Origin of the sequence: Streptomyces sp. NPDC005576, assembly GCF_042871745.1 — a bacterium.
Classification (GTDB): Bacteria; Actinomycetota; Actinomycetes; order Streptomycetales; family Streptomycetaceae; genus Streptomyces.
Genome location: NZ_JBIAJC010000009.1, coordinates 20,706 through 39,335 on the forward strand (window position 1 = coordinate 20,706; position 18,630 = coordinate 39,335).

The window sequence follows — 18,630 nt, forward strand, 5'->3', positions numbered from 1 at the left end:
CAGCCCATGCGCCGAACTGCCATGAGTCTGATGACGCTTGCCTGTGCCGCCGCGCTGGCCGCCACCGCCGGCCCCGCTTTCGCGGACGGGCGGACCCCGACCCCGCGCCCGGCCGCCACCGTCTCCGCCGAGCCGACTGCCGCTCCGGCCCCGGCCGCCACGGAGCCTCCGACCACGGCGTCCAGCGCCACTCCGACCTCCGCGCCCAGCCGGGTTCCCACCCAGGCACCGGCCCCGGCCGAGGGGGACCAGGTCTCCGCCGTACCGTCCGGGGCGCCGAACACCGGTGAGACCGCGGGGCCGTCGGGGAGTGGCGACGGGATGTTGATCGGTGGCGGCGCCGCCGTGGTGCTCGGGGCGGGCGCGGCCGTGTTCCTGGTGCGGCGCCGCCGCGTCGCCGGGGCGAATGGGGCGGCCCGGGCGTGACCTCGTACTCCAGGCGGGCCTTCGGGGTCGCCGCCGTGGCCTCGCTGATCGCCGGTTGCGGCCGTGCGGGCGGGGGGAGTGGCGGAGATGACGCGGGAGAGGCGTCGACCGTCACCATCACCCCCGCCCCCACGGCGGGCGCTCGGTCCGGCGTGCCCCAAGCGGAGCCGCCCGCAGCTGCGTTGCCGCGTTCGCTGCCGCTGCGGCTGGTGATCCCGGCGATCGGGGTGGACACCCCGGTCGTACGGCTCGGCCTGGAGGCGGACGGCACGGTGGAGGTGCCCGCGATCACCGCGCACGACCGGGCGGGCTGGTACGAGCACGGGCCGACCCCGGGCCAGACCGGCCCGGCTGTGATGCTGGGGCACGTGACGGTCGGGTCGTACGGCGACGGCGTGTTCCGGAACCTCGGGCGGTTGCGCGCGGGGGACCGGGTCGTGGTGCGCCTGGCGGATTCGACCGCTGCCGAGTTCGCCGTCTTCGCCACCCGGACGGTGGCGAAGGCGGAGTTCCCCACCCAGGAGGTCTACGGCAACGTGGACCGCCCGGAGCTGCGGCTCATCACCTGCGGCGGAGCCCGTACCGGTGACGGCGGTTACCAGGACAACGTGATCGTCTTCGCCGCCCTCGCAGACACGGGCCGGACGGCGTCCGACCGGACGGCGTCCGGCCAAGGAACGTCCCACCCGGGAGATCGGTGAAGCGGGCCCGCGACAGCAGTGACCGGCACGGAAGTGACCGGCGGGGAAGCGACCGGCGTGGCAGGCACGACGAGGCCGCGTCGGAGCTCTTCGCCGTCCTCTATCCGCGTCTCGCCGGGTGGTGCCGCCGTCTGGTGGACGACGACGGGACGGCGCACGAGATCGCTTCGGAGGCGTTCACCCGGCTCTGGGCCAAGTGGACTTCGGTGGACGAGCCGCGCGGGTACCTCTACGTCACCGCGGCCAACCTCGTACGTGACCACTGGCGTTCGCTGGAGCGGGAGCGCAAGGCGGTACGCCGGGTGGTCTCCGAGGAGGTCACCGCTGGGCACGCCGAGCAGGCCGATCCATCGGTGCGGATGCTGGTGCAGTCGTTGCCCGAACGGCTGCGGGTGCCGATCCTGTTGCATTACTACGCGGACATGCCGATCCGGGAGGTGTCCGCGCTGACCGGGCGGAAGGAAGGGACCGTCAAGGCCGACCTCCACGCGGCCCGCGAACTGCTCCGCGCCCACCTGAGGAGAAGCCTTGATCACACGCGCTGACGAGGAGCCGGAGTTCGATCCCGACGACCCGCTCGCCGTCATCCTGCGGCCCACCCACGACCGCCTCGGCCCGCCCCCGGGCGCCTACGAGGAGATCCGCCGCAGCGCGGCCGGCCGGCGGTACCGCCGGGCTGCCGCGGGGGTCGGCATCGCGTGCGCGGTCGCGGGGCTGGCCGTGCTGCCCTTCCGGTTGACGGCGGGCCCGCCCACGCCGGTCCTGCCCGCGTCCCCGGCGTCACCCACTTCCCCGGTGTCACCCCCGGCCACCCCGCTGCCGGCCCCACCGTCGTCGGGGCCGTCGTCCGGGCCGATGTCCAGGACCGATCAGACACCCCGGACCGAGCCGCCGACCGAACCGACGAGCCGGCCGACGCCCAGCCCGGCGGCCACCGCGGCGACGTCCTTCCCGCAGGCGACGCGCGCTCCCTCCGCGTCGGCGTCCGTGTCCGGTGCCCGGTCCGACGACCCGGCGGGATCCCCGAACTCGGCCGTGCCGTCCCCGACCCCCACGAACACACCCGTTCGCGGTCCGGCGACCGCAGACCCGGGCGCCACTCCCACCGGTCGTCAGTAGGGTGGGCGCGGCTGATGTGACGATGGTGTCGCCCCACGAGCCTTCGGCGTGACAGCCGTCGGTGGAGCGTCGGTCGGCGCCGACCGGCCTCCCCGGATCGGCAGGCGGATCGGACGAAGTCGCGGCCGTTGCCCATCCCTGGCTGGGGCAGGCTACGTCTCCGGGCCCGGCCCATACTCGAAGCCATGACCGCGAAATCGCCCCTCGGGGACTTCCTGCACACTCGGCGCTCGGAGCTGCGTCCGGAGGCTGCCGGAGTGCCCACTTACGGGGAGCGCCGGCGTGTGCCGGGCCTTCGCCGTGAGGAGCTCGCGTTGCTGGCGGGGGTGAGCGCCTCGTACTACACGCGCTTGGAGCAGGGGCACGCGTGGAGCGCCTCGCCCGAGGTACTGGACGCGCTTGCCGGGGCGTTGCGGCTGGACGAGTCCGAGCGACGGTACCTGCACGATCTGGCCCGTACGGGCAGGCAGCGCGTCCGGGGTCGACGGCCCTCCCCGGAACGGGTGTCGGAGTCCGCCCGCCAGTTGTTGGACGTGCTGGGCGACACCCCGGCGATCGTCCTGGGCCGGCGCGGCGATGTGCTGGCGTGGAATTCCCTCGGGCACTCGCTGTTCGCGGGGCACGTGGACCAGGGTGCGCCGGACCGGCCCGGGGGAGGTCCCAACATGAGCAGGCTGGTCTTCCTCGATGCCCATGTCCGGGAGTTGTACGCGGACTGGCCGAGCAAGGCGGGGGCGGTGGTCGGGAGCCTGCGCCTGGCGGCCGGTCGGCATCCGGATGACACCGCACTCCACGCGCTGGTCGGTGAACTGTGCGCGAAGAGCGTGGAGTTCGCTTCCATGTGGGCCGACCATCGGATCAGGGCATGTACGGTCGCCGCCTATGAAATGCGGCATCCGCTGGTCGGTTCGCTCACCGTCACGCAGCAGACCTTGAGCCACGGACCGGGTCCCGTCGTCGTGGTCGCCACCACGGATCCGGCCTCGCCCTCGCGGGCCGCGCTGACGCTGCTCGCGCAGGCCACGGCCCGGCCCGGCGCCCCCGACGCACCGGCAAGGACGCGGACGCACGCCGGCCAGAACTGACCCGCGCGGCGCGAAACCGCCGCCGCGACCCTCCCACCTCGGCAAGCACACCCGGCACGAACCCGCAGGCAAGAACACTCCGGCGGCAAGACCACCCGGCAAGACCACCTGGCAAGCACACCCGGCAGGAGCACGCGGGCAAGAGCCCGACCACCGGTAACCCCCGTGCGTCGGCGTGCAGCCACCGCATGCCCGGAAACCCTCGCACACCCCTGAAAACACTCAGTCGCAGGAGAGAAGCATGCCCACGAAGCTCATCCGGTCCGCCGTGGCGGCGGCCGTCCTGGTCGCGGCCGCCGCCTCGGCGCTCACTCCCACCGCGGCCTCGGCCGTCTCCGCGCCGCTGAGCGACGCGCGGATCGTCCAGCACTTCGACTTCGGGAAGGGCCGGACACCGGAGAACATCGCCATGGCGCCGGACGGCACCGCGTACGTCACCTTCGCCGCGGGCCGTCAGGTCGCCGGGATCTCGCCCTCGGGCGCCGTCCGCATCCTGGCCACCATGCCCGCGCCCGAGGACGGCGGTGTCCACACCCCGGTCCTGGGATTCCCGCTGACGGTGGGCATCGTCCGTGCTCAGGACGGCACGCTGTACTTCCTTTACGCCACCGGTACCGCCGACCTCACCGGCGTGTGGCGGCTGCGCCCGGGCGGCCGGCCGCAGCGGATCGCCGCGTTGCCCGCGCAGGGTCTGCCCAACGGTCTGGCACTGGACCGGGGGACCGGCATCCTCTACGTCACGGACTCCGTCCGCGGGACGATCTCGCGCGTTCCGGTCACCGGAGGAGTCCCCGCCCTCTGGTCCACCGCCCCCGAGCTGGCTTCCACCGGCTTCCTCGGCGCGAACGGGCTGAAGGTCCGCAACGGTGCCGTCTGGACCACCAACCTCGACAGGGGCACCGTCCTGCGCATCCCCATCCTCCGGGACGGGCGTGCCGGTGCGGTCCGGGTCCGGGCCACCGGCCTGACGGGGATCGACGACTTCGCCTTCACCGGTCACGGCGATCAACTGCTGGCCGCGCTCAACGGACCGGGCGAGGTCGTGCTCGTCCAGCCCGACGGCAGCCACTCCTCCGTCCTGACCTCGGCGGACGGCCTGCGGAACCCGACCTCTGTCGCTCTGCGGGGCGACACCGTCCATGTTGCGAGTGCCGCCTACACCACCACCGCCCAGGATCCGAATCTCCTCCTGGCCCACCTCGATTCCGAGAGGGCGCCCGGCATGGAATAGGACGACAGGCATCCGCGCGATCACGGCAATCCGTCAGGTGGTGTCCGGCGGATCATGGCCCGAGTCCCGATCTTGATCCGCCTGACGCCGATCAGGGCTTGCCTGATCGGCCCTTGTCGGGATAGATCTACTTCACGACCCTGGGGAGGGCGCCACCGCTGGTGGGGGGTTTTCGTTTCCGTCATGCCGTGCGCCGGTGTCACGACCGACACCGAAGGCACGTCGACGGCACCATGACATCCGACACCGCCCTTACGCGCGCGAGTCGACGCCGGCCGGTGCGCCGCTCCCCGTGGAGTCGTCATGTCCACAGGAGGCAGAATGCCCAACCTCGCAATACCCGGGTCCAGGCGGACCCGGAAGATGGCCACAGCGGCAGCGATCGTCTGCGCCGGTCTGATGGTCAGCGGTTCGATGACGATCACCGCGCACGCGGCCGGGAACGACGCCGCGACCCACGGCACGGTCACCGTGCCGCACGCCGCACCCTCGCACCCCACCTTCTCGGTCCCGGGCCGCGAGAACGCCGCGGCACCCAAGCCGCGCTCGCTGACCCGTGCCGCGGGCATCACCACGCCCGCCCAGCGCGCCGACTTCGACGGCGACGGCACCGGTGACCTCGCCTACCGCGATGCCTGGGGCGACATCTACACCGACTGGGGCTACGACTTCACGGCCGCCATCCCCGCGGAGAGCTCCCAGGTCAAGGACCTGCTGCTGCCGGGCGACATGACCGGCGACGGTCGGCCCGACCTGCTGACGGTGACGCCCACCGGATCGCTCAGGCTGCACAGCGGCGCCAGTGCGACGTACGAGGGCGGCATGACCTCGTACACCACGCTCAGCAGCGGCTGGCAGGCGTACAACAAGCTCGTCGTTCCGGGTGACCTGAACGGCGACGGCAAGAGCGACCTGATCGCCCGCAGCACCGCCGGGCTGTTCCTCTTCCCGGGCACCGGCACCAACTTCGGCAAGGCCATCAAGATCGGCGGCGCCGGCTGGAGCCAGTTCGACCAGCTGGTCGGCGCGGACGACCTCACCGGTGACGGTGTCGCCGACCTGGTGGCCCGTAACGCCTCCGGCGTCTACGTGTATCCCGGAAACGGCAGCGTCGCCGGGTACCCGTTCAAGACCCAGTTCAAGATCGGCGGCACCGGCTGGCTCCAGTACAACCAGATCACCGGCGGCTCGGACTACGACGGCAACGGCACCGCCGACCTGATGGCCCGCGGTTTCGACGGCACGATGTACTACTACGAGGGCAAGGGCAACGGCTTCTTCGAGGACCGGCTGGCCACCACGACCGGGTGGGGCTCTGTCTCCCAGTTCGCGGGTGCCGGGAATCAGGCGGCGTACGGCAAGGCCGGGGTCTTCGCCCGGACCAGCAACGGCACGCTGTACGCCTACGACGGCACCGGTACCGGGAAGCTCTCGACGAAGTACCTCGTGGGTACGGGCTGGGCCCGCTCCGACAGCCGCCTCACCCACAGCGTCTCGCTCCGGTCCTACGGTGAGTCGACCCTGATCGCGCACAGCACGTACGACGGCCACCTGTACAACGCGGCCATGTACGCGGAGAACGACACCGACCTCGCGGCCGGTTCGAAGTCGTACAACCTGGTCGTCGGCCCCGGCGACCTCAACGGTGACGGCAAGAGCGACCTGCTCGCCCGCAGCTCCACCGCGCTGTACTTCTACGCGGGCAACGGCGACGGCCTCTCCATGAAGGGCCGGGTCCAGGTCGGCGGCAGCGGCTGGAGCCAGTACAACAAGCTGGTCGGCGCCGGTGACTACAACCTCGACGGTCGCGCGGACCTGCTGGCCCGCAGCTCCGCCGGGCTGTTCCTCTACCCCGGCACCGGCAAGGCGGCCACCCCCTTCGGGACCCGCGTCCAGGTCGGTGGCAGCGGCTGGAGCCAGTACTCCAACCTCACCGCTCCGGGTGACATCAACGGGGACGGCATCGCCGACCTCCTGACGTCCAACTCCAAGGGCCAGCTGTTCTTCTACGCGGGCACCGGCGTCACCAAGACGCCGTTCAAGGCCCGCGTCACGATCGGCAGTGGGGGCTGGAACCAGTACCCCGACCTGGTCTGACCTTCCTGGAGCCAGGGCACGCGAGCCCGTCGCGGTCCACATGGCACCTCCCGCCCCGTGCCCACCTTCAGTGGTGGGTGCGGGGCGTCGTCGTGATGGCCGCGACGGGGCTGGTGCGAACCATGTGGTGCTGGCGTACATGCCACTGCGGCGCTTCGGGCTCTTCCCGATCCTGCTGAACGGCCGGCCGCTGGGGAACGGAACGACGACGGCCTCCTCTCCGCACTGCCGCGACCTGCCAGATCTCGCCCGCCTGGTCGAGAGCGGCGAACCGCATGAACGGTTCCAGCTCATCCTGGGCGACACCTTCGACCACGTGCGGGTCGACGCCGAGATGACCGACCGCGCGGTCCGCTTCCGCTTCCGCTCCTACGACGAGAATGCGCAGTGGCGCGAAGTACGGGTGGACCGGGCGGAGTTCCTCACCGTCTGGAGGCGGGCCGCAGCCTGCATCGAGGCGACCCTCGTCCGGAGCGACGAGAAGGGATCACCACCTCGGAGCAGCCGCGACGGCCGGAGCAGCCGCATCCCCCCTGTCGGCGCTGATCTTCACGCTCCGTCCCCCTCGAACTGATGAACCGTCGGAAGCCACAAACCAAGCGGCAGTTGGGGTCTCTGGGCGTGTCTGTCCGTTGGTGTGCCGTTCGTGCGGTGAGGGGTGTTACGGGTGTTGTACGGTGACCTCGTCATCACGCTCCGTGTGCCCATGCGCACATAGGGCGGCCCCCGGAGGTGCCGCAAGCACCGTCCCGAGGGCCTTCACCACTTTGGACAAGTGAGGTCCGCAGGGATGCTTTGGCATGCTATCTCGCCGGTGCTGGACACGGGCGGGCGTTCGAGGTTGCTGGTCGGCTCGCGCCGGATGAACAGCGACGCGAAGATCATTTTGTTGTACGTGGAAGGGCTCCCGGACGAGGAACGTCGCGGGATGATGGGCCCGTTGTGGGATTACGCGCGGGCGGCGGGCATCGACTCCGGTCCGTTCAAGAAGGCCAAGAGGTTCCTGAGGCGCGAGGGCCATCTCAACGAGTGGTCCTACTCGTACGGGAACGGTCGTTGGGCGACCGCGCAGATCCTGTCGAACGCGCCGATCACCCTGGCGGAGGCGAAGGCGGTCTGGGCCGTCCGGGGGTGCTTGCCGGCCGGTCGGGACGACGGGTGGGGCGACCGGCCGGACGTGCCGGACGAGCGGACGGGCGGCGCTTCGGGTGAGGGGCCCGTTGGGGGCCGAGGCTGGGGGCGGGCTCGGGGACCGGCGCCGTCGGAGAGCGCATCGCCGCAGGTCGGTCCGAGTGACGTAGGTCCGACTGCCGGACCGACGTACAGGCGGGAGCAGGGCGGCTACCCACCTGACGGACAACTGATGGCGCGCTCATCCCACCTACCTACCAGGCAGCGTGGGAACTCGAACGAAGAGCGAGGCGCGTACGCACGCCGGTTCGAGGTGGGCCCGCTGCTCATGGACGAGTCCGACAACGGCTTCTGGTCGGAGGCGCCGGACTGGCTGATCGAGCAGGACCCGGTGGGAGTCCCGGCGAGGCCGGTCGCGCCGGTGGAGGAGAGTGCGCCGGTTCCGGACCCGGGGCCGGGCACCGCTCCGGAAGACACGCGGGTGGCTGAGCCGGGACATGGGCCGGTGCCCCGGTCGGCGCCCGGGTCGGCGCCCGGGTTCGCGGCTCCAGCCGAGCGCGGGGACGTACCCGTGACTGAGGCTGTTCTTGAACCCGAAAGCGTGCACGCATCCGAACGCGTTCCCGTGACCTTTCCCGTGGCCGAAGCGGCGGCCCCGCCTGTTGCCCCGCCTGTTGCCCCGGCGGCGGACGCGGCGGCGGAATCATCGACGGCGGCGGAGGCCCGGGGGAAGGACTGGACGCCGCACATGGTGCTGGCGGAAGAGGTGTTGCTGTCGCTGGGGAAGCAGTCCAGGCAGTTGCACCTCGGGGTGTACGAGGCCCGGGGGCTGGTGGACAAGGCGGCGGAGTGGCTGCGGCGCGGGGTGTCGGCTTCCGACATGCGGTACGTGCTGAGTTCGGCACTGCCCCAGGACGGGGTGAAGACGGCTGTCGGGTTCCTGCGTCACCGGCTGAGGGAGAAGATGCCCCCGGAGCCGGGCCGCAGGCGCGCGGTCGCGGGCGCTGTGGCGCCGGGAGCGTCGCGACCCCGGGGAGTGGACGGGGCCCGGAGCCTGGTCCTGACCCCGGGTGGGCAGTGGGTGGTGGAGCAGGACGAGGGTCCGGCCCCGGAGGTGGTGCCGCCCCCGCCGTTGCTGGTCTGCGAGGGTCCGGGCGACGAGCACATGTTCCGGGCGTACGAGGGCCATGTGAAGTGCGGGGAATGCCGACAGATCGAGGCGTACGAGCGGTGGGCGGCGCAGCGGGAGGCGGCCGCCCGGGCACGGGGCGAGGACGGGCTGACCGGGGACGGCAAGGGCGGCTGGCGCGACCGCCTCGCCGAACTCGCCGCCTCCCGGGACAGCGCGGCCACCGAACCCCCGGGGCGGCCGGAGCACACCGTGGACGGATGAGGCCGCCCGCGCGCCCGGTCCCGTGAACGGACAGAGGCCGCCCGCGCGCCCGGCGCGGACGGCCCCACCGGGTCCAGGCCCAAATTCGGGTCCGGGTCCAGGTCCGGGAAGCCTCAGTCGGTGACCTCGATGCTCCCGTCCCCGTTGCCCTGACCGCTGCCCTGACCCCTGCTCTTCCCGGTGCCCCGCCCGTTGCCGGCGCCGCTGCTCGCAACGGCGGCAGGCTCCGCGACAGCGCCCCCGGTGCCGGCCGCGGGTGCGGCGGTCCGGGAGGCGGTGAGGCTCTTGAGGAGCGAGGCCACGTCGACGCCGGTCGTGGAGGTGAGCAACTCCATGCCCTGCGCGACGTTGTCGGTGACGGTGCGGGCCAACTGGCTCGCACCGTCCGTGGAGATGACCGTCAGCTTGTCGATGGCGCTCAGCGGCTCCGCCGCCTTGGCGACGACCTGCGGCAGCACCTCCACCAGCATCTGGAGGACGGCCGCGTCACCGTACTGCGCGAAGGCGTCGGCCTTCTTCCGCATGGCCTCGGCCTCCGCCGCACCACGGGCGGCGATGGCGGCGGCCTCGGCCTCGCCCTCGATGCGTACCGCGGCGGCCAGGGCCGAACGCTGGAGCTTCTCGCCCTCACCGGTCAGCCGGGCGCGGTCGGCGGTGGCCTCCGCCTCCTTGACCTGGGCGATCCGGCGGGCCTCGGCCTCCTGCTCGGCCTGGTAGCGGGCGGCGTCGGCGGGCTTGCGGACGCGGGTGTCGAGCTCACGGTCGGTCAGGGCCGCCTGGCGCTCGGCCACCTTCTCCTGCTCCTGGAGCACCTCCTGCTGGCGGGCGGCCTCGGCGAGCGGACCCGCGGCGTTGGCCTTGGCGGCCGCCACCTCGGTCTCCACCCGGATCTCCGCCTGCTTCAGGTAGAACGTCCGCTCGGCTATGGCGACGTCCTCGGCCGCCTTCAGCCGGGCCTGCTCCGAGGTACGGCGCGAGTTGGCCTCGGCGATGTCCGCTTCCTGCTTGGCGCGGGCGGCCTCGGGGCGGCCGAGGTCCTCCAGGTAGGTGCCCTCGGTGGTGATGTCGTGGATCTGGAACGCGTCCAGGATCAGCCCCTGGCCGGAGAGGCTCGCCTCGGCCTCCTCCGCGACCTGACTGGCGAAGGCGGCACGGTCGCGGATGATGTCCTCGACCGACATCCGGCCGACGATCGCGCGCAGCGAACCCGAGAGGACCTCCTGGGTGAAGCCCGCGATCCCCGCCTGCTGGCGGAGGAACCGCTGCGCCGACGCGCGGATCGCGTCCTCGCTGCCGCCGACCTTGACGATCGCGACGCCTTCGAGGTTCGCCTTCACCCCGCGCAGGGTGACGGCCCCACGCACCTTCACCGGGATCTGCCGGCTGGAGAGGTCGAGGGTGAAGCGCTGCTGCACGAACGGCACGACGAAGACGCCGCCGCCGACCACGACCTTCTGGCCGGTGTTGTCGATGCTGGTCTGACCGGTGACGGGGTCCGTGTGCTTCTTGCCCCGGCGGCCGGTGATGATGAACGCCTCGCTGGGACCGGCGACTTTGTACCGGGTGACCACGGCGAGGCCGAGGAACACGATCAGGACGACGATGCCGATGACGGAGATGACGACTGGACTCATGGTGATGCCCCCTGGCCCGCCGCCCGTTCGGGCAGCGGATTGTTCAACAACCTCGTGTTTTACGGGCGTTCTACCGGGCGCACGGAGACGGAGGAGGAGGACAAGGTGGCCTCCACCCAGATCTCGGTGCCCTGTGCGACGGGTGCGGCGCTCTTCGCCGCGTACTTCACGGTGTGCCCGGCGTGGCGCACCAGCACCTCGCCGTAACCGTTCGCCGGGATGGCGGTGACGACGGAACCGGTGGTACCGATCAGGTCGTCGCCGCGCGGTGTGGGGTCGGTCCGGTCCTGCATCAGGGAACGGCTGAACTTCCAGGTCAGCCAGGCCGCGACCAGTCCCGCGAGGCCCCCGCTCGCGAGGGCCACGGCCAGACCCGCCCCGGTGGTCCCCTGCACGATCGCTCCGCCGAAACCGAGCATCGAGAGGAATCCGGCGATCACCGGGAGGGAGAGCAGGCCGTCGAAGAGTCCGTTGAGCAGACCCCCGAAGAGTCCGCCGAAGATCCCCTCCAGGATGCCGTCGAAGAGCAACGACAGAGCGAGCAGGGCGAGTCCCGCCGCACCCAGTGCGAGGAGAAGCGTCACGTCGTACCCCCCTTGAGCTTTTTCGGGCCCCCCGGCCCAGCTCCGTGGCGAACCGCGAACCGCGAACCGACCGGAGCGTCTCACGGCCCGGGGCCCACCGTCACTGCCGGGAACCGGCAGTCTTCGAGCGGTCTCGATGCCGGGAAGCTGCCCAGTCGGAGAGGGGGACGAACCACATCGGGCGGATGGTTCCGCAGGAGTGGATCGGCGTCACCGCTTGACCAGCGCCCCCACGCTCAGCCCGAACATCGCCACACCCAGGGGGAGATGGACCGACGGCACGTGCGCGATGCCCAGCACGACCTGGACCGAGGCGAGCACCAGGAAGCCGGTCGCGTGCCCGACCGGCCGGACCGGACCGCCGCCCGGCTTCCACGCCAGTACCGCCGCGAGGACGTAGAGCATCGACGCCCCGTACATCACGCGGGCGCCGACGCTGTGCAGCGTCTCCCCGTAGGGAGCGGTCAACAGCAGTCCGGCGGAGACGGCTTGGAGGAAGATGGTCAGGGTCTGGAGGGCTATCGCGATCCGCAGGAACGAGAAACGGTGCTCTGCCGTCGCCGGGGTGGTCATGGCAGCGGTCCCCCTTTTCCGCCCGTGAGGGCAGTCGGTCGATAAGGTCTCACCGGTCCGACGAGACGGGCCCGCAGAAGGTAAGGCGAGGGGGCGGCCGGGATGGGCGGGGCGGGTTCGAGCACCGACGAGGTGGCCGGAGAAAGGCGTCAACTGCTCAACATCGGCTACCGGTTGCTCGGATCTCTCACCGACGCCGAGGACGCCGTGCAGGAGGCGTACACCCGCTGGTACGCGCTGCCGCGGGCCCGGCGGGACGAGATCGTCTCGCCCGGTGCCTGGCTGACGACCGTGACCGGCCGCGTCTGCCTGGACGTGCTCGGCTCGGCGCGGGCGCGCCGCGAACGGTACATCGGCTCCTGGCTGCCCGACCCGCTGCCCGACCGCGCCGAGTGGAACCGCGAAGGCGGCGCCGACCCCGCCGATCTGATGGTCCTGGACGAATCGGTGACCACGGCCTTCCTCGTCGTCCTGGAGTCGATGACCCCCGCCGAGCGGGTGGCGGTCGTGCTGCACGACGTCTTCCGCTACCCGTTCGCCGAGATCGCCGACGTCCTCGGCCGGACCCCGGCCGCCTGCAAACAGCTCGCCGCGTCCGGGCGGCGGCGACTGCGCGAGGAGCGCGCACCGGTGACGGCGGCCGGCCGGGACGAGGTGGTGCGGCAGGTCAAGAAGGCGTGGGAGACCAGGAACATCGCGGCCCTCGTCGACCTCCTCGACCCGGCCGCCGTGCTGACCGCCGACGGCGGCGGAGTGACGAGCGCCGTCCTCCGCCCGGTCGAGGGCGGTGCGCGCATCGCCGCCTACATGGCCGCCGTCGCCGACCGGGCGCCCGGACTCGAACTCCTGGAGCGCTCGGTCAGCGGAACGCCGGGCCTGGTGGCCCGGAGCGGCGGCACCGTCCTGACGGTCGCGTCGTTCGAGATCGCCGACGGCCGTGTCACCCGCATGTGGGTGGTCCGCAACCCGGAGAAGCTGCGGCCCTGGCTGAGCGGAGCCTGAGAAGGGCCCCGCGGCCGGCCGTCAGACGGCCTCGAGGGCGGCGAGCTGCTCGGCCAGGGTGTCGACGGACTGGAAGGTCGCACCGATCAGCGCCACGTGCTTCCACCGCAGCACGCCGTCCGGACCGATGAGGAACACCGAGCGCCGCACCCCGATACCGGGCGCGGCGACCCCGTACTTCCGGGCGACCGCGCGGTCCGGGTCGGCGAGCAGCGGCATCCGCAGACCGCGCGCACGGGCGAAGTGCTCGTGGCTGTCCACACCCTGTGGACTGATTCCCCAGACGTCCGCGCCGAGCCCCTCGAAGACCTCCAGGCCCGAGGAGTACGAGCAGAGCTGCCGGGTGCAGACGGTGGTGTTGTCACCGGGGTAGAACGCCAGGATCAGCGCGCGCCCCGGCGCGTTGTCCCGGAAGTAGTCGCGCCGCACGAACTCCTCACCGACGAGAGCCCCACCCGGGAGGGTGAACTCCGGTGCGGGAGCGCCGATCTGAGGTCCTGATGCCATGATGTCTCCTTCGTTCGGGGAACGTTCACGGCGAGGTGCTCGCCGTCGAACGGTTCCTACGAGAATGTGCCCAGGTGCTCCGTGCGGGCATGCTCCTCGTCAGGGCGAACCGTCCCACGATCCAGGAGGTGCGCGTGGCCCCGCAGACGCCCTCGGCAGCGGTGCTCGTCCTGCACGGCGGACGGGCGCACGGTACCGAACCGCCACCGCCCGGCCTGCTCAACCTCCCGGGCCTGCGGATGTGGCCGTTCATCCGGTCGCTCGTCCGGGCGACCGGAGAGTTACGGGGTGGCGGGACCGGCCCCGTACTGGTGCGCGGCGTGCGGTACGGCCACCGGGGGTGGAACGGCGAGCGGGACGACGCGTTCCACGACGCGGTGCAGGCCCTGGACGAGCTCCAGGACGAGGCCGGGGACCTGCCGGTGATCCTCCTCGGCCACTCCATGGGTGCCCGCGCCGCCCTGCGCGCCGCCGGGCACCCGCTGGTACGCGGGGTCGTCGGGCTCGCGCCCTGGTGCCCGCCCGGCGACCCGGTCACCCAGCTCTCCGGCCGTGACGTGATCCTGCTGCACAGCACCCGCGACCGGGTCACCAGCCCGCAGGCGACCCAGTCCCTCGTCACCCGCGCCCGCCGCGCCGGAGCCCGTACCTGCCTGATCACCGTCCGGGACAGCGACCACGCGATGATCCGCCGCGCCCCCGCCTGGCACCGCACCACGACTGCGCTCGTCACCGGGCTGCTCGGGCTGACCCCGGTGCCCCCGCCGGTCGCGGACGTCCTGCGCCTCCCCGTGAGCGCGGAGGCCCCGGCCGGCACCATCGACTTCGACCGGCTCCCCGCGCGCTGAGCGGCACCGGCCGGGGCGCGGGGTCCCCGGCTGCGGATGCGGGGCCCCCGGGCGCGGCAGAGGATGGGAATCCGGCAGGTCACGAGCGGACGAGCGGGCGCGCGGGCCGACGACGGCGGGAGATTCCGGTGGTGGGCAGATCCGGCGCGGAGCCACCTCCGGGCGTTCCCGCGGCCGACCTGGCCGTGGTCGCCGCCTTCGCCGAGGGCTCCCCCGCCGGCGTGGCCGTCTTCGACGCCGGGCTGCGGTACGTCTACGTGAACCCGGCCCTCGAAGAGTTCAACGGCCTCCCCGCCGCCGCCCACCTCGGCCGCACGGTCCACGAAGTGCTGCCCCACCTCGACGCACGCACCCATGTCATGCGGCTGGTGCTGCGCGACGGGAAACCGCGCGAATCCGTCACACGGGGCCAGACCCGGAGCGTCTCGCACCACGAGGAACGCTACTGGCAGGCCGCCTACCACCGGCTGGAGCGCGACGGCGTGCCGGTCGGACTCGTCGCCGTCCTGGTGGAGATGAGCCAGATCAAGAGCGAGGAACGCGAGCTGGTGCGCGCCCGCAGGCACCTGGCTCTCCTCGCCACCGCCGCCCTCCACATCGGGACGACGCTCGACATGGACACCACCTGCCGGGAGCTCGCCGAGTTCGTCGTCCCCGCGCTCGCCGACTTCGCCGCGGTGGAGGTCTTCCCGCCCGAGATCGGGCACACCGTCCGCCAGGCGCCGCGGGGCGTCCTCCGGATGCGACGGGCCGGGTTCGCCGCCGCTGCCGAGTACCGGGCGGGAGCGGCGCTCTTCACCCACGCGGGTGACTACATCGACTTCGCGGAGGACGCGGTCGTCTCGCAGTGCCTGGCGGGGGGCGAGCCCGTCGTCAAGGACCTGGGCGAGGGGAGCGAGTTCGGACGCGCCGGCGCCACCGCCGAACTGATCGCCGCCTACCGCGCCTCCGGCCTGAGATCCGCCCTCGTCGTCCCGCTCGCCGCGCGCGGGACGTCCCTCGGCGTGCTGAGCCTGGTCCGCTCGGAGCACTCGCCGCCCTTCGACGACGAGGACGTGCTCGTCGCCGGGGAACTCGCCGGCCGGGCCGCGGTCGACCTCGACCACGCCCGCCGCTACGCCCGCGAGCACACCATCGCCCGCGAGCTCCAGGCGTCCCTGCTCTCCGAACCCCGGGGCGCCCACCCGCACGTGGAGGTCGCCACCCGCTACCTGCCCGCCGACCGGGGCGCGGTGGTGGGCGGCGACTGGTTCGACGTCGTGCCGCTGCACGACGGGCGCCACCTCAAGGCGATGGGGGACGTCATGGGGCACGGCGTCGACGCGGCGGTGGCGATGAGCCACTACCGCTCGCTGCTGCGGCTGCTCGCCGAGGAGGACCTGCCCCCGCACCGCCTGCTGGAGCAACTCGACGCGATGGTGCAGCGCTCGGGCCTGGACCGGGCCGCCACCTGCCTGCTCGCCGTCGTCGACCGGTACGCCGGGACGTGCGAGGTGGCGAGCGCCGGACACCTGCCGCCCGTCTTCATCGACCCGGGGCAGCCCCGCTCACGGGTGGTACCGGTGAACCCGGGGCCGCCGCTCGGCACGGGGTTCGGCGGCTACCGCACCGAGGTCGTGCCCTGCGGCCCCGGCACCGTCCTCTTCATGTACACCGACGGGCTGGTGGAACGCCGGGGCGAGGACATCGACGTCTCCGTGCGGCGCCTCGCGACCCTGACCATGCCGGAGAGCGGCGACCTGGAGGACCTGCTGGACGAGGCCATCGACCGGTTCGGTGAGGGCGCCGACGACGACATCGCCGTCCTCGCCTCACGCATCCGGGAGGACGCCGCCCTCGACCGCCCGGCGTCCGGCTCCGGACGGACGGGGCGGCGCTACCACCCCGCCGGACCGGAGCTGATCGACGGCCCCCGCCCGGTCACCGGCCCCCGCCTGGCAGCGGGACCGGGACCGCACCCCCGCCCGCGCCCCTGACGGTCACCTGGCCCACCGCCTCAGCCCAGCTCCAGGCTGGTGAGCCCGTACACCCCGGCCCGGTCGAACTCCGGTACCGGCCCCGCGTACATCCGGGCCGTCCCGAACGACGGACGCAACCCCAGCTGCTCCACCAGCCGTACCGCCACCGGGTTGATGTCGGGCACGTCCACCGCCACCGGCGCCCCCGGCACGGCGGCCGCCAGAGCGCCGAGCAGCGCCGCCGCCACATCCGGCGAAGCCGCGTACAGCGGACCCACCCGGGAGGCGGCTCGGCAGGCCCGCACCACCCCGAACCCCTCGACCGCGCCGTCCTCCTCCCGCACCACGGCGAGCGCCGTCCGGCGCGGCGCGGTGATCCACGCCGCGAGGAACGCCTCGCGCGGAGCTGGGAAGAACCGCCGGTCGTACGCCGCCAGCCGGTCGAAGGGCACCGTCCGGGCGTCGGCGAGCCGCAGCCCCGGCGGCAGCACCGCCCCGGCCGCCGGGAAGCCCTCGTACCGTGCGTTGCGCCACTCCGTACGGAAACCCGACCTGCGGTAGTTGTCCTGCTGGTCGGGTACGCCGTCGAGCCCGATGGTGCGCCCGCTCAGGCGCGCCGTACCGGCCCGCCAGGTCCGCAGGCCGTATCCCTGGCCGCGCAGGTGGGGGCGGGTGAGATAGAAGCCGAGGAAGGCGTACCCGGAGCCGTAGCGGACGACCGACACGGAGGTGACGGGCTCGCCGTCGAGCCGGCCGAGGAGGAAGCCGCAGGGGTCAGCGGTGAAGAAGGGGCCCTCGTCGGCGAGCCCCGGGTTCCATCCCTCCTCGTGGGCCCAGGCGGCCAGGGTCGGCATGTCGTCGGCGCTCGCGGTGGTGATCTCGAAGGTGGACACGGTCCAGTGGTACCCCGGGCGGGCGGGGGCATCGGGGCGGTTTCGCGTATTCCGGCCCCCGCGCTCCCGACTCGCCCCCGAAACTGCCCTAAGGAGTGGCGTGCGCGGAGTGCGGTTTACGCCGCAGCTGCCGCACCACGACGGCGACCGCGGTGATCATCGGCAGCAGGCCCGCCACGGCGTCGGCGGCGAGCAGCTTGTCCGCCCGGCCCGTGGTGCGGCGGACCCGCTTGAGCGCGCGGAAGACCGCGAGGCCGCCGGTGCCGACCTTGAGCAGCAGGCGCGCCTTGGAAGGCCCCTCCGAGGCGGACCCGGCGGACCCCTGGTCCAGCTGCTCCTCGTGCTTCCCGGACTTCTGGTGCTTCCCGGACTTCAGGGTCTTCTGGGACTTCTTCGCGGACATCTGCCCGTCCCTCCTGGTGGCTCCGGCCGGACCCGTGCGCGCGGCCCGGATGCGTACGCGTCCCACGTAACCGGCCTCGGGTGCGCCCCGCAAACGCAGCCCGCGCCGGGCGGACCGAGGGACGTGACCGAGGGACAGGGCGCGGGGCGGTGTGGGCGGCCGGAGGTGCTCGCCGGGCGGGGGAGCGGGCCGTGGTCCCGGCGGTCGTCCTGGCGCTCGGGGCGCGGTCAAGTCGCCCTTGTAGGGGCCGGATTCGGGCCCGTGAACATGACGTAGCCCTTCACGACGGGGGATGCGTGAAGGGCTACGTGTGCATTATGGCCCGCCCCGCGTCCGGCGACAACTGACCAGTAGGTCGGTCCGTTTCGGCGGCCCGGCCGGTCGTCGGTGCGCGTCGGGCGAGCGGGGAGGCCGGTGGGAGGTGGTGGCGCGAGTAACCCCGGGCGCCCCAACGGTTGCGTGCGAAGGCCATGTACGTGAGGGCGAAAGCCTCGCTCCATGAGACGGGAAAAACTGTCGCGGCTACGATAGACGTGACTGATCTGGACACGAGTGTTCTGGGATTCGCAGGAGTCGTCGGAGAGCGGACAAGCCGCCTCCCGGGCGCCCGCGTCGTCCCGGAAGAGGTGCTATGCCCCCGGAAGCCACACATCACGTCGTCGACCGGCTGGACGACGACGACTACCCCGCGTACACGATGGGGAGGGCCGCCGAGATGATCGGCGCGACACCGGCCTTCCTGCGGGCGATCGGAGACGCCCGACTGATCACCCCCCTGCGGTCCGAGGGGGGCCACCGCCGTTACTCCCGCTACCAGCTCCGCATCGCCGCTCGCGCGCGCGAGCTGGTGGACAGCGGGACGCCGGTGGAGGCGGCCTGCCGGATCGTGATCCTGGAGGACCAGCTGGAGGACGCGCTCCGCCTCAACGAGGAGCTGCGCGGGGAGCCGGGCGACCGGCGTTCCGGCGGTTCCGGCGGTTCCGGGGGCGCCGGCGGCCCCGTTGGGGGCGAAGATCCCGGTGAGTCCTGAATATCTGCCCCCGTC

Annotated in this window: 19 protein-coding genes; 12 read left to right on the forward strand and 7 right to left on the reverse strand. The window is 72.6% G+C overall.

All coding sequences use genetic code 11. The features are described from left to right. The first annotated feature begins 6 nt into the window (after positions 1 to 6). The 3 genes from ACFYPN_RS17275 to ACFYPN_RS17285 are packed head-to-tail and all read left to right on the forward strand — an operon-like array spanning position 7 to position 1,672. Positions 7 to 426, forward strand: coding sequence for a sortase-dependent protein (locus ACFYPN_RS17275; protein WP_358761427.1), 420 nt, complete (start codon positions 7 to 9; stop codon positions 424 to 426). Further along, positions 423 to 1,127: a class F sortase gene (locus ACFYPN_RS17280; RefSeq protein WP_389299053.1), complete on the forward strand. Its 705-nt coding sequence runs from the start codon at positions 423 to 425 to the stop codon at positions 1,125 to 1,127. The genes ACFYPN_RS17275 and ACFYPN_RS17280 overlap by 4 nt, the downstream gene beginning before the upstream one ends. Next, positions 1,124 to 1,672 carry an RNA polymerase sigma factor gene (locus tag ACFYPN_RS17285; RefSeq protein WP_358761425.1) on the forward strand — a complete coding sequence of 183 codons (549 nt, stop codon included), beginning with the start codon at positions 1,124 to 1,126 and terminating at the stop codon, positions 1,670 to 1,672. Before ACFYPN_RS17280 ends, ACFYPN_RS17285 begins: the two co-directional genes overlap by 4 nt. A 324-nt stretch (positions 1,673 to 1,996) precedes the next feature. Here the strand turns inward: ACFYPN_RS17285 and ACFYPN_RS17290 are convergent, their stop codons facing one another. Further along, a complete protein-coding gene (locus ACFYPN_RS17290) occupies positions 1,997 to 2,182 on the reverse strand; it encodes a hypothetical protein (protein WP_358761424.1) in 186 nt (61 codons plus the stop codon). 249 nt (positions 2,183 to 2,431) lie between these two features. Here ACFYPN_RS17290 and ACFYPN_RS17295 point away from each other — a divergent pair, with 249 nt between their 5' ends. The 5 genes from ACFYPN_RS17295 to ACFYPN_RS17315 all read left to right on the forward strand — a co-directional run bounded on the left by ACFYPN_RS17295 (position 2,432) and on the right by ACFYPN_RS17315 (position 9,183). Then, positions 2,432 to 3,331, forward strand: a complete 900-nt coding sequence (locus ACFYPN_RS17295; RefSeq protein ID WP_389299057.1) for a helix-turn-helix domain-containing protein — start codon at positions 2,432 to 2,434, stop codon at positions 3,329 to 3,331. 241 nt (positions 3,332 to 3,572) lie between these two features. Continuing rightward, a complete protein-coding gene (locus tag ACFYPN_RS17300) occupies positions 3,573 to 4,562 on the forward strand; it encodes a hypothetical protein (protein WP_358761422.1) in 990 nt (329 codons plus the stop codon). 363 nt (positions 4,563 to 4,925) lie between these two features. After that, positions 4,926 to 6,659 carry an FG-GAP repeat domain-containing protein gene (locus tag ACFYPN_RS17305; protein WP_389299060.1) on the forward strand — a complete coding sequence of 578 codons (1,734 nt, stop codon included), beginning with the start codon at positions 4,926 to 4,928 and terminating at the stop codon, positions 6,657 to 6,659. A gap of 139 nt (positions 6,660 to 6,798) precedes the next feature. Next, complete coding sequence (locus ACFYPN_RS17310; protein WP_389299063.1) at positions 6,799 to 7,233, forward strand: hypothetical protein; 435 nt, start codon at positions 6,799 to 6,801, stop codon at positions 7,231 to 7,233. 1,182 nt (positions 7,234 to 8,415) lie between these two features. Then, positions 8,416 to 9,183, forward strand: a complete 768-nt coding sequence (locus tag ACFYPN_RS17315) for a hypothetical protein (RefSeq protein ID WP_389299066.1) — start codon at positions 8,416 to 8,418, stop codon at positions 9,181 to 9,183. A 113-nt stretch (positions 9,184 to 9,296) separates the two neighbouring features. Here the strand turns inward: ACFYPN_RS17315 and ACFYPN_RS17320 are convergent, their stop codons facing one another. The 3 genes from ACFYPN_RS17320 to ACFYPN_RS17330 all read right to left on the reverse strand — a co-directional run bounded on the left by ACFYPN_RS17320 (position 9,297) and on the right by ACFYPN_RS17330 (position 11,974). Next, complete coding sequence (locus ACFYPN_RS17320) at positions 9,297 to 10,817, reverse strand: flotillin family protein (protein ID WP_389299069.1); 1,521 nt, start codon at positions 10,815 to 10,817, stop codon at positions 9,297 to 9,299. Positions 10,818 to 10,876: 59 nt separating this feature from the next. Then, positions 10,877 to 11,401 carry an NfeD family protein gene (locus tag ACFYPN_RS17325; protein ID WP_358761417.1) on the reverse strand — a complete coding sequence of 175 codons (525 nt, stop codon included), beginning with the start codon at positions 11,399 to 11,401 and terminating at the stop codon, positions 10,877 to 10,879. Positions 11,402 to 11,611: 210 nt separating this feature from the next. Beyond that, complete coding sequence (locus ACFYPN_RS17330; RefSeq protein ID WP_358761416.1) at positions 11,612 to 11,974, reverse strand: hypothetical protein; 363 nt, start codon at positions 11,972 to 11,974, stop codon at positions 11,612 to 11,614. Positions 11,975 to 12,076: 102 nt separating this feature from the next. Here ACFYPN_RS17330 and sigJ point away from each other — a divergent pair, with 102 nt between their 5' ends. Further along, positions 12,077 to 12,976 (forward strand): RNA polymerase sigma factor SigJ, encoded by a 900-nt coding sequence (gene sigJ / locus ACFYPN_RS17335; RefSeq protein ID WP_389299072.1) that lies wholly within the window; start codon positions 12,077 to 12,079, stop codon positions 12,974 to 12,976. A 21-nt stretch (positions 12,977 to 12,997) separates the two neighbouring features. On the opposite strand, the gene ACFYPN_RS17340 is transcribed toward sigJ, so the two are convergent. Further along, positions 12,998 to 13,483 carry a peroxiredoxin gene (locus ACFYPN_RS17340; protein ID WP_358761414.1) on the reverse strand — a complete coding sequence of 162 codons (486 nt, stop codon included), beginning with the start codon at positions 13,481 to 13,483 and terminating at the stop codon, positions 12,998 to 13,000. A 134-nt stretch (positions 13,484 to 13,617) separates the two neighbouring features. Between ACFYPN_RS17340 and ACFYPN_RS17345 the strand changes: the two genes are divergently transcribed. After that, complete coding sequence (locus ACFYPN_RS17345) at positions 13,618 to 14,331, forward strand: alpha/beta hydrolase (RefSeq protein ID WP_389299421.1); 714 nt, start codon at positions 13,618 to 13,620, stop codon at positions 14,329 to 14,331. Between the two features lie 131 nt (positions 14,332 to 14,462). Further along, on the forward strand, positions 14,463 to 16,307 hold the full coding sequence (locus tag ACFYPN_RS17350) for a SpoIIE family protein phosphatase (RefSeq protein WP_358761446.1): 1,845 nt from the start codon (positions 14,463 to 14,465) through the stop codon (positions 16,305 to 16,307). Positions 16,308 to 16,327: 20 nt separating this feature from the next. On the opposite strand, the gene ACFYPN_RS17355 is transcribed toward ACFYPN_RS17350, so the two are convergent. Further along, on the reverse strand, positions 16,328 to 17,182 hold the full coding sequence (locus tag ACFYPN_RS17355; protein ID WP_358761412.1) for a GNAT family N-acetyltransferase: 855 nt from the start codon (positions 17,180 to 17,182) through the stop codon (positions 16,328 to 16,330). 88 nt (positions 17,183 to 17,270) lie between these two features. After that, on the reverse strand, positions 17,271 to 17,585 hold the full coding sequence (locus ACFYPN_RS17360; RefSeq protein WP_358761411.1) for a hypothetical protein: 315 nt from the start codon (positions 17,583 to 17,585) through the stop codon (positions 17,271 to 17,273). Positions 17,586 to 18,216: 631 nt separating this feature from the next. On the opposite strand from ACFYPN_RS17360, the gene ACFYPN_RS17365 reads away from it, so the two are divergent. Then, complete coding sequence (locus tag ACFYPN_RS17365; protein WP_358761410.1) at positions 18,217 to 18,615, forward strand: MerR family transcriptional regulator; 399 nt, start codon at positions 18,217 to 18,219, stop codon at positions 18,613 to 18,615. Positions 18,616 to 18,630 lie beyond the last annotated feature (15 nt).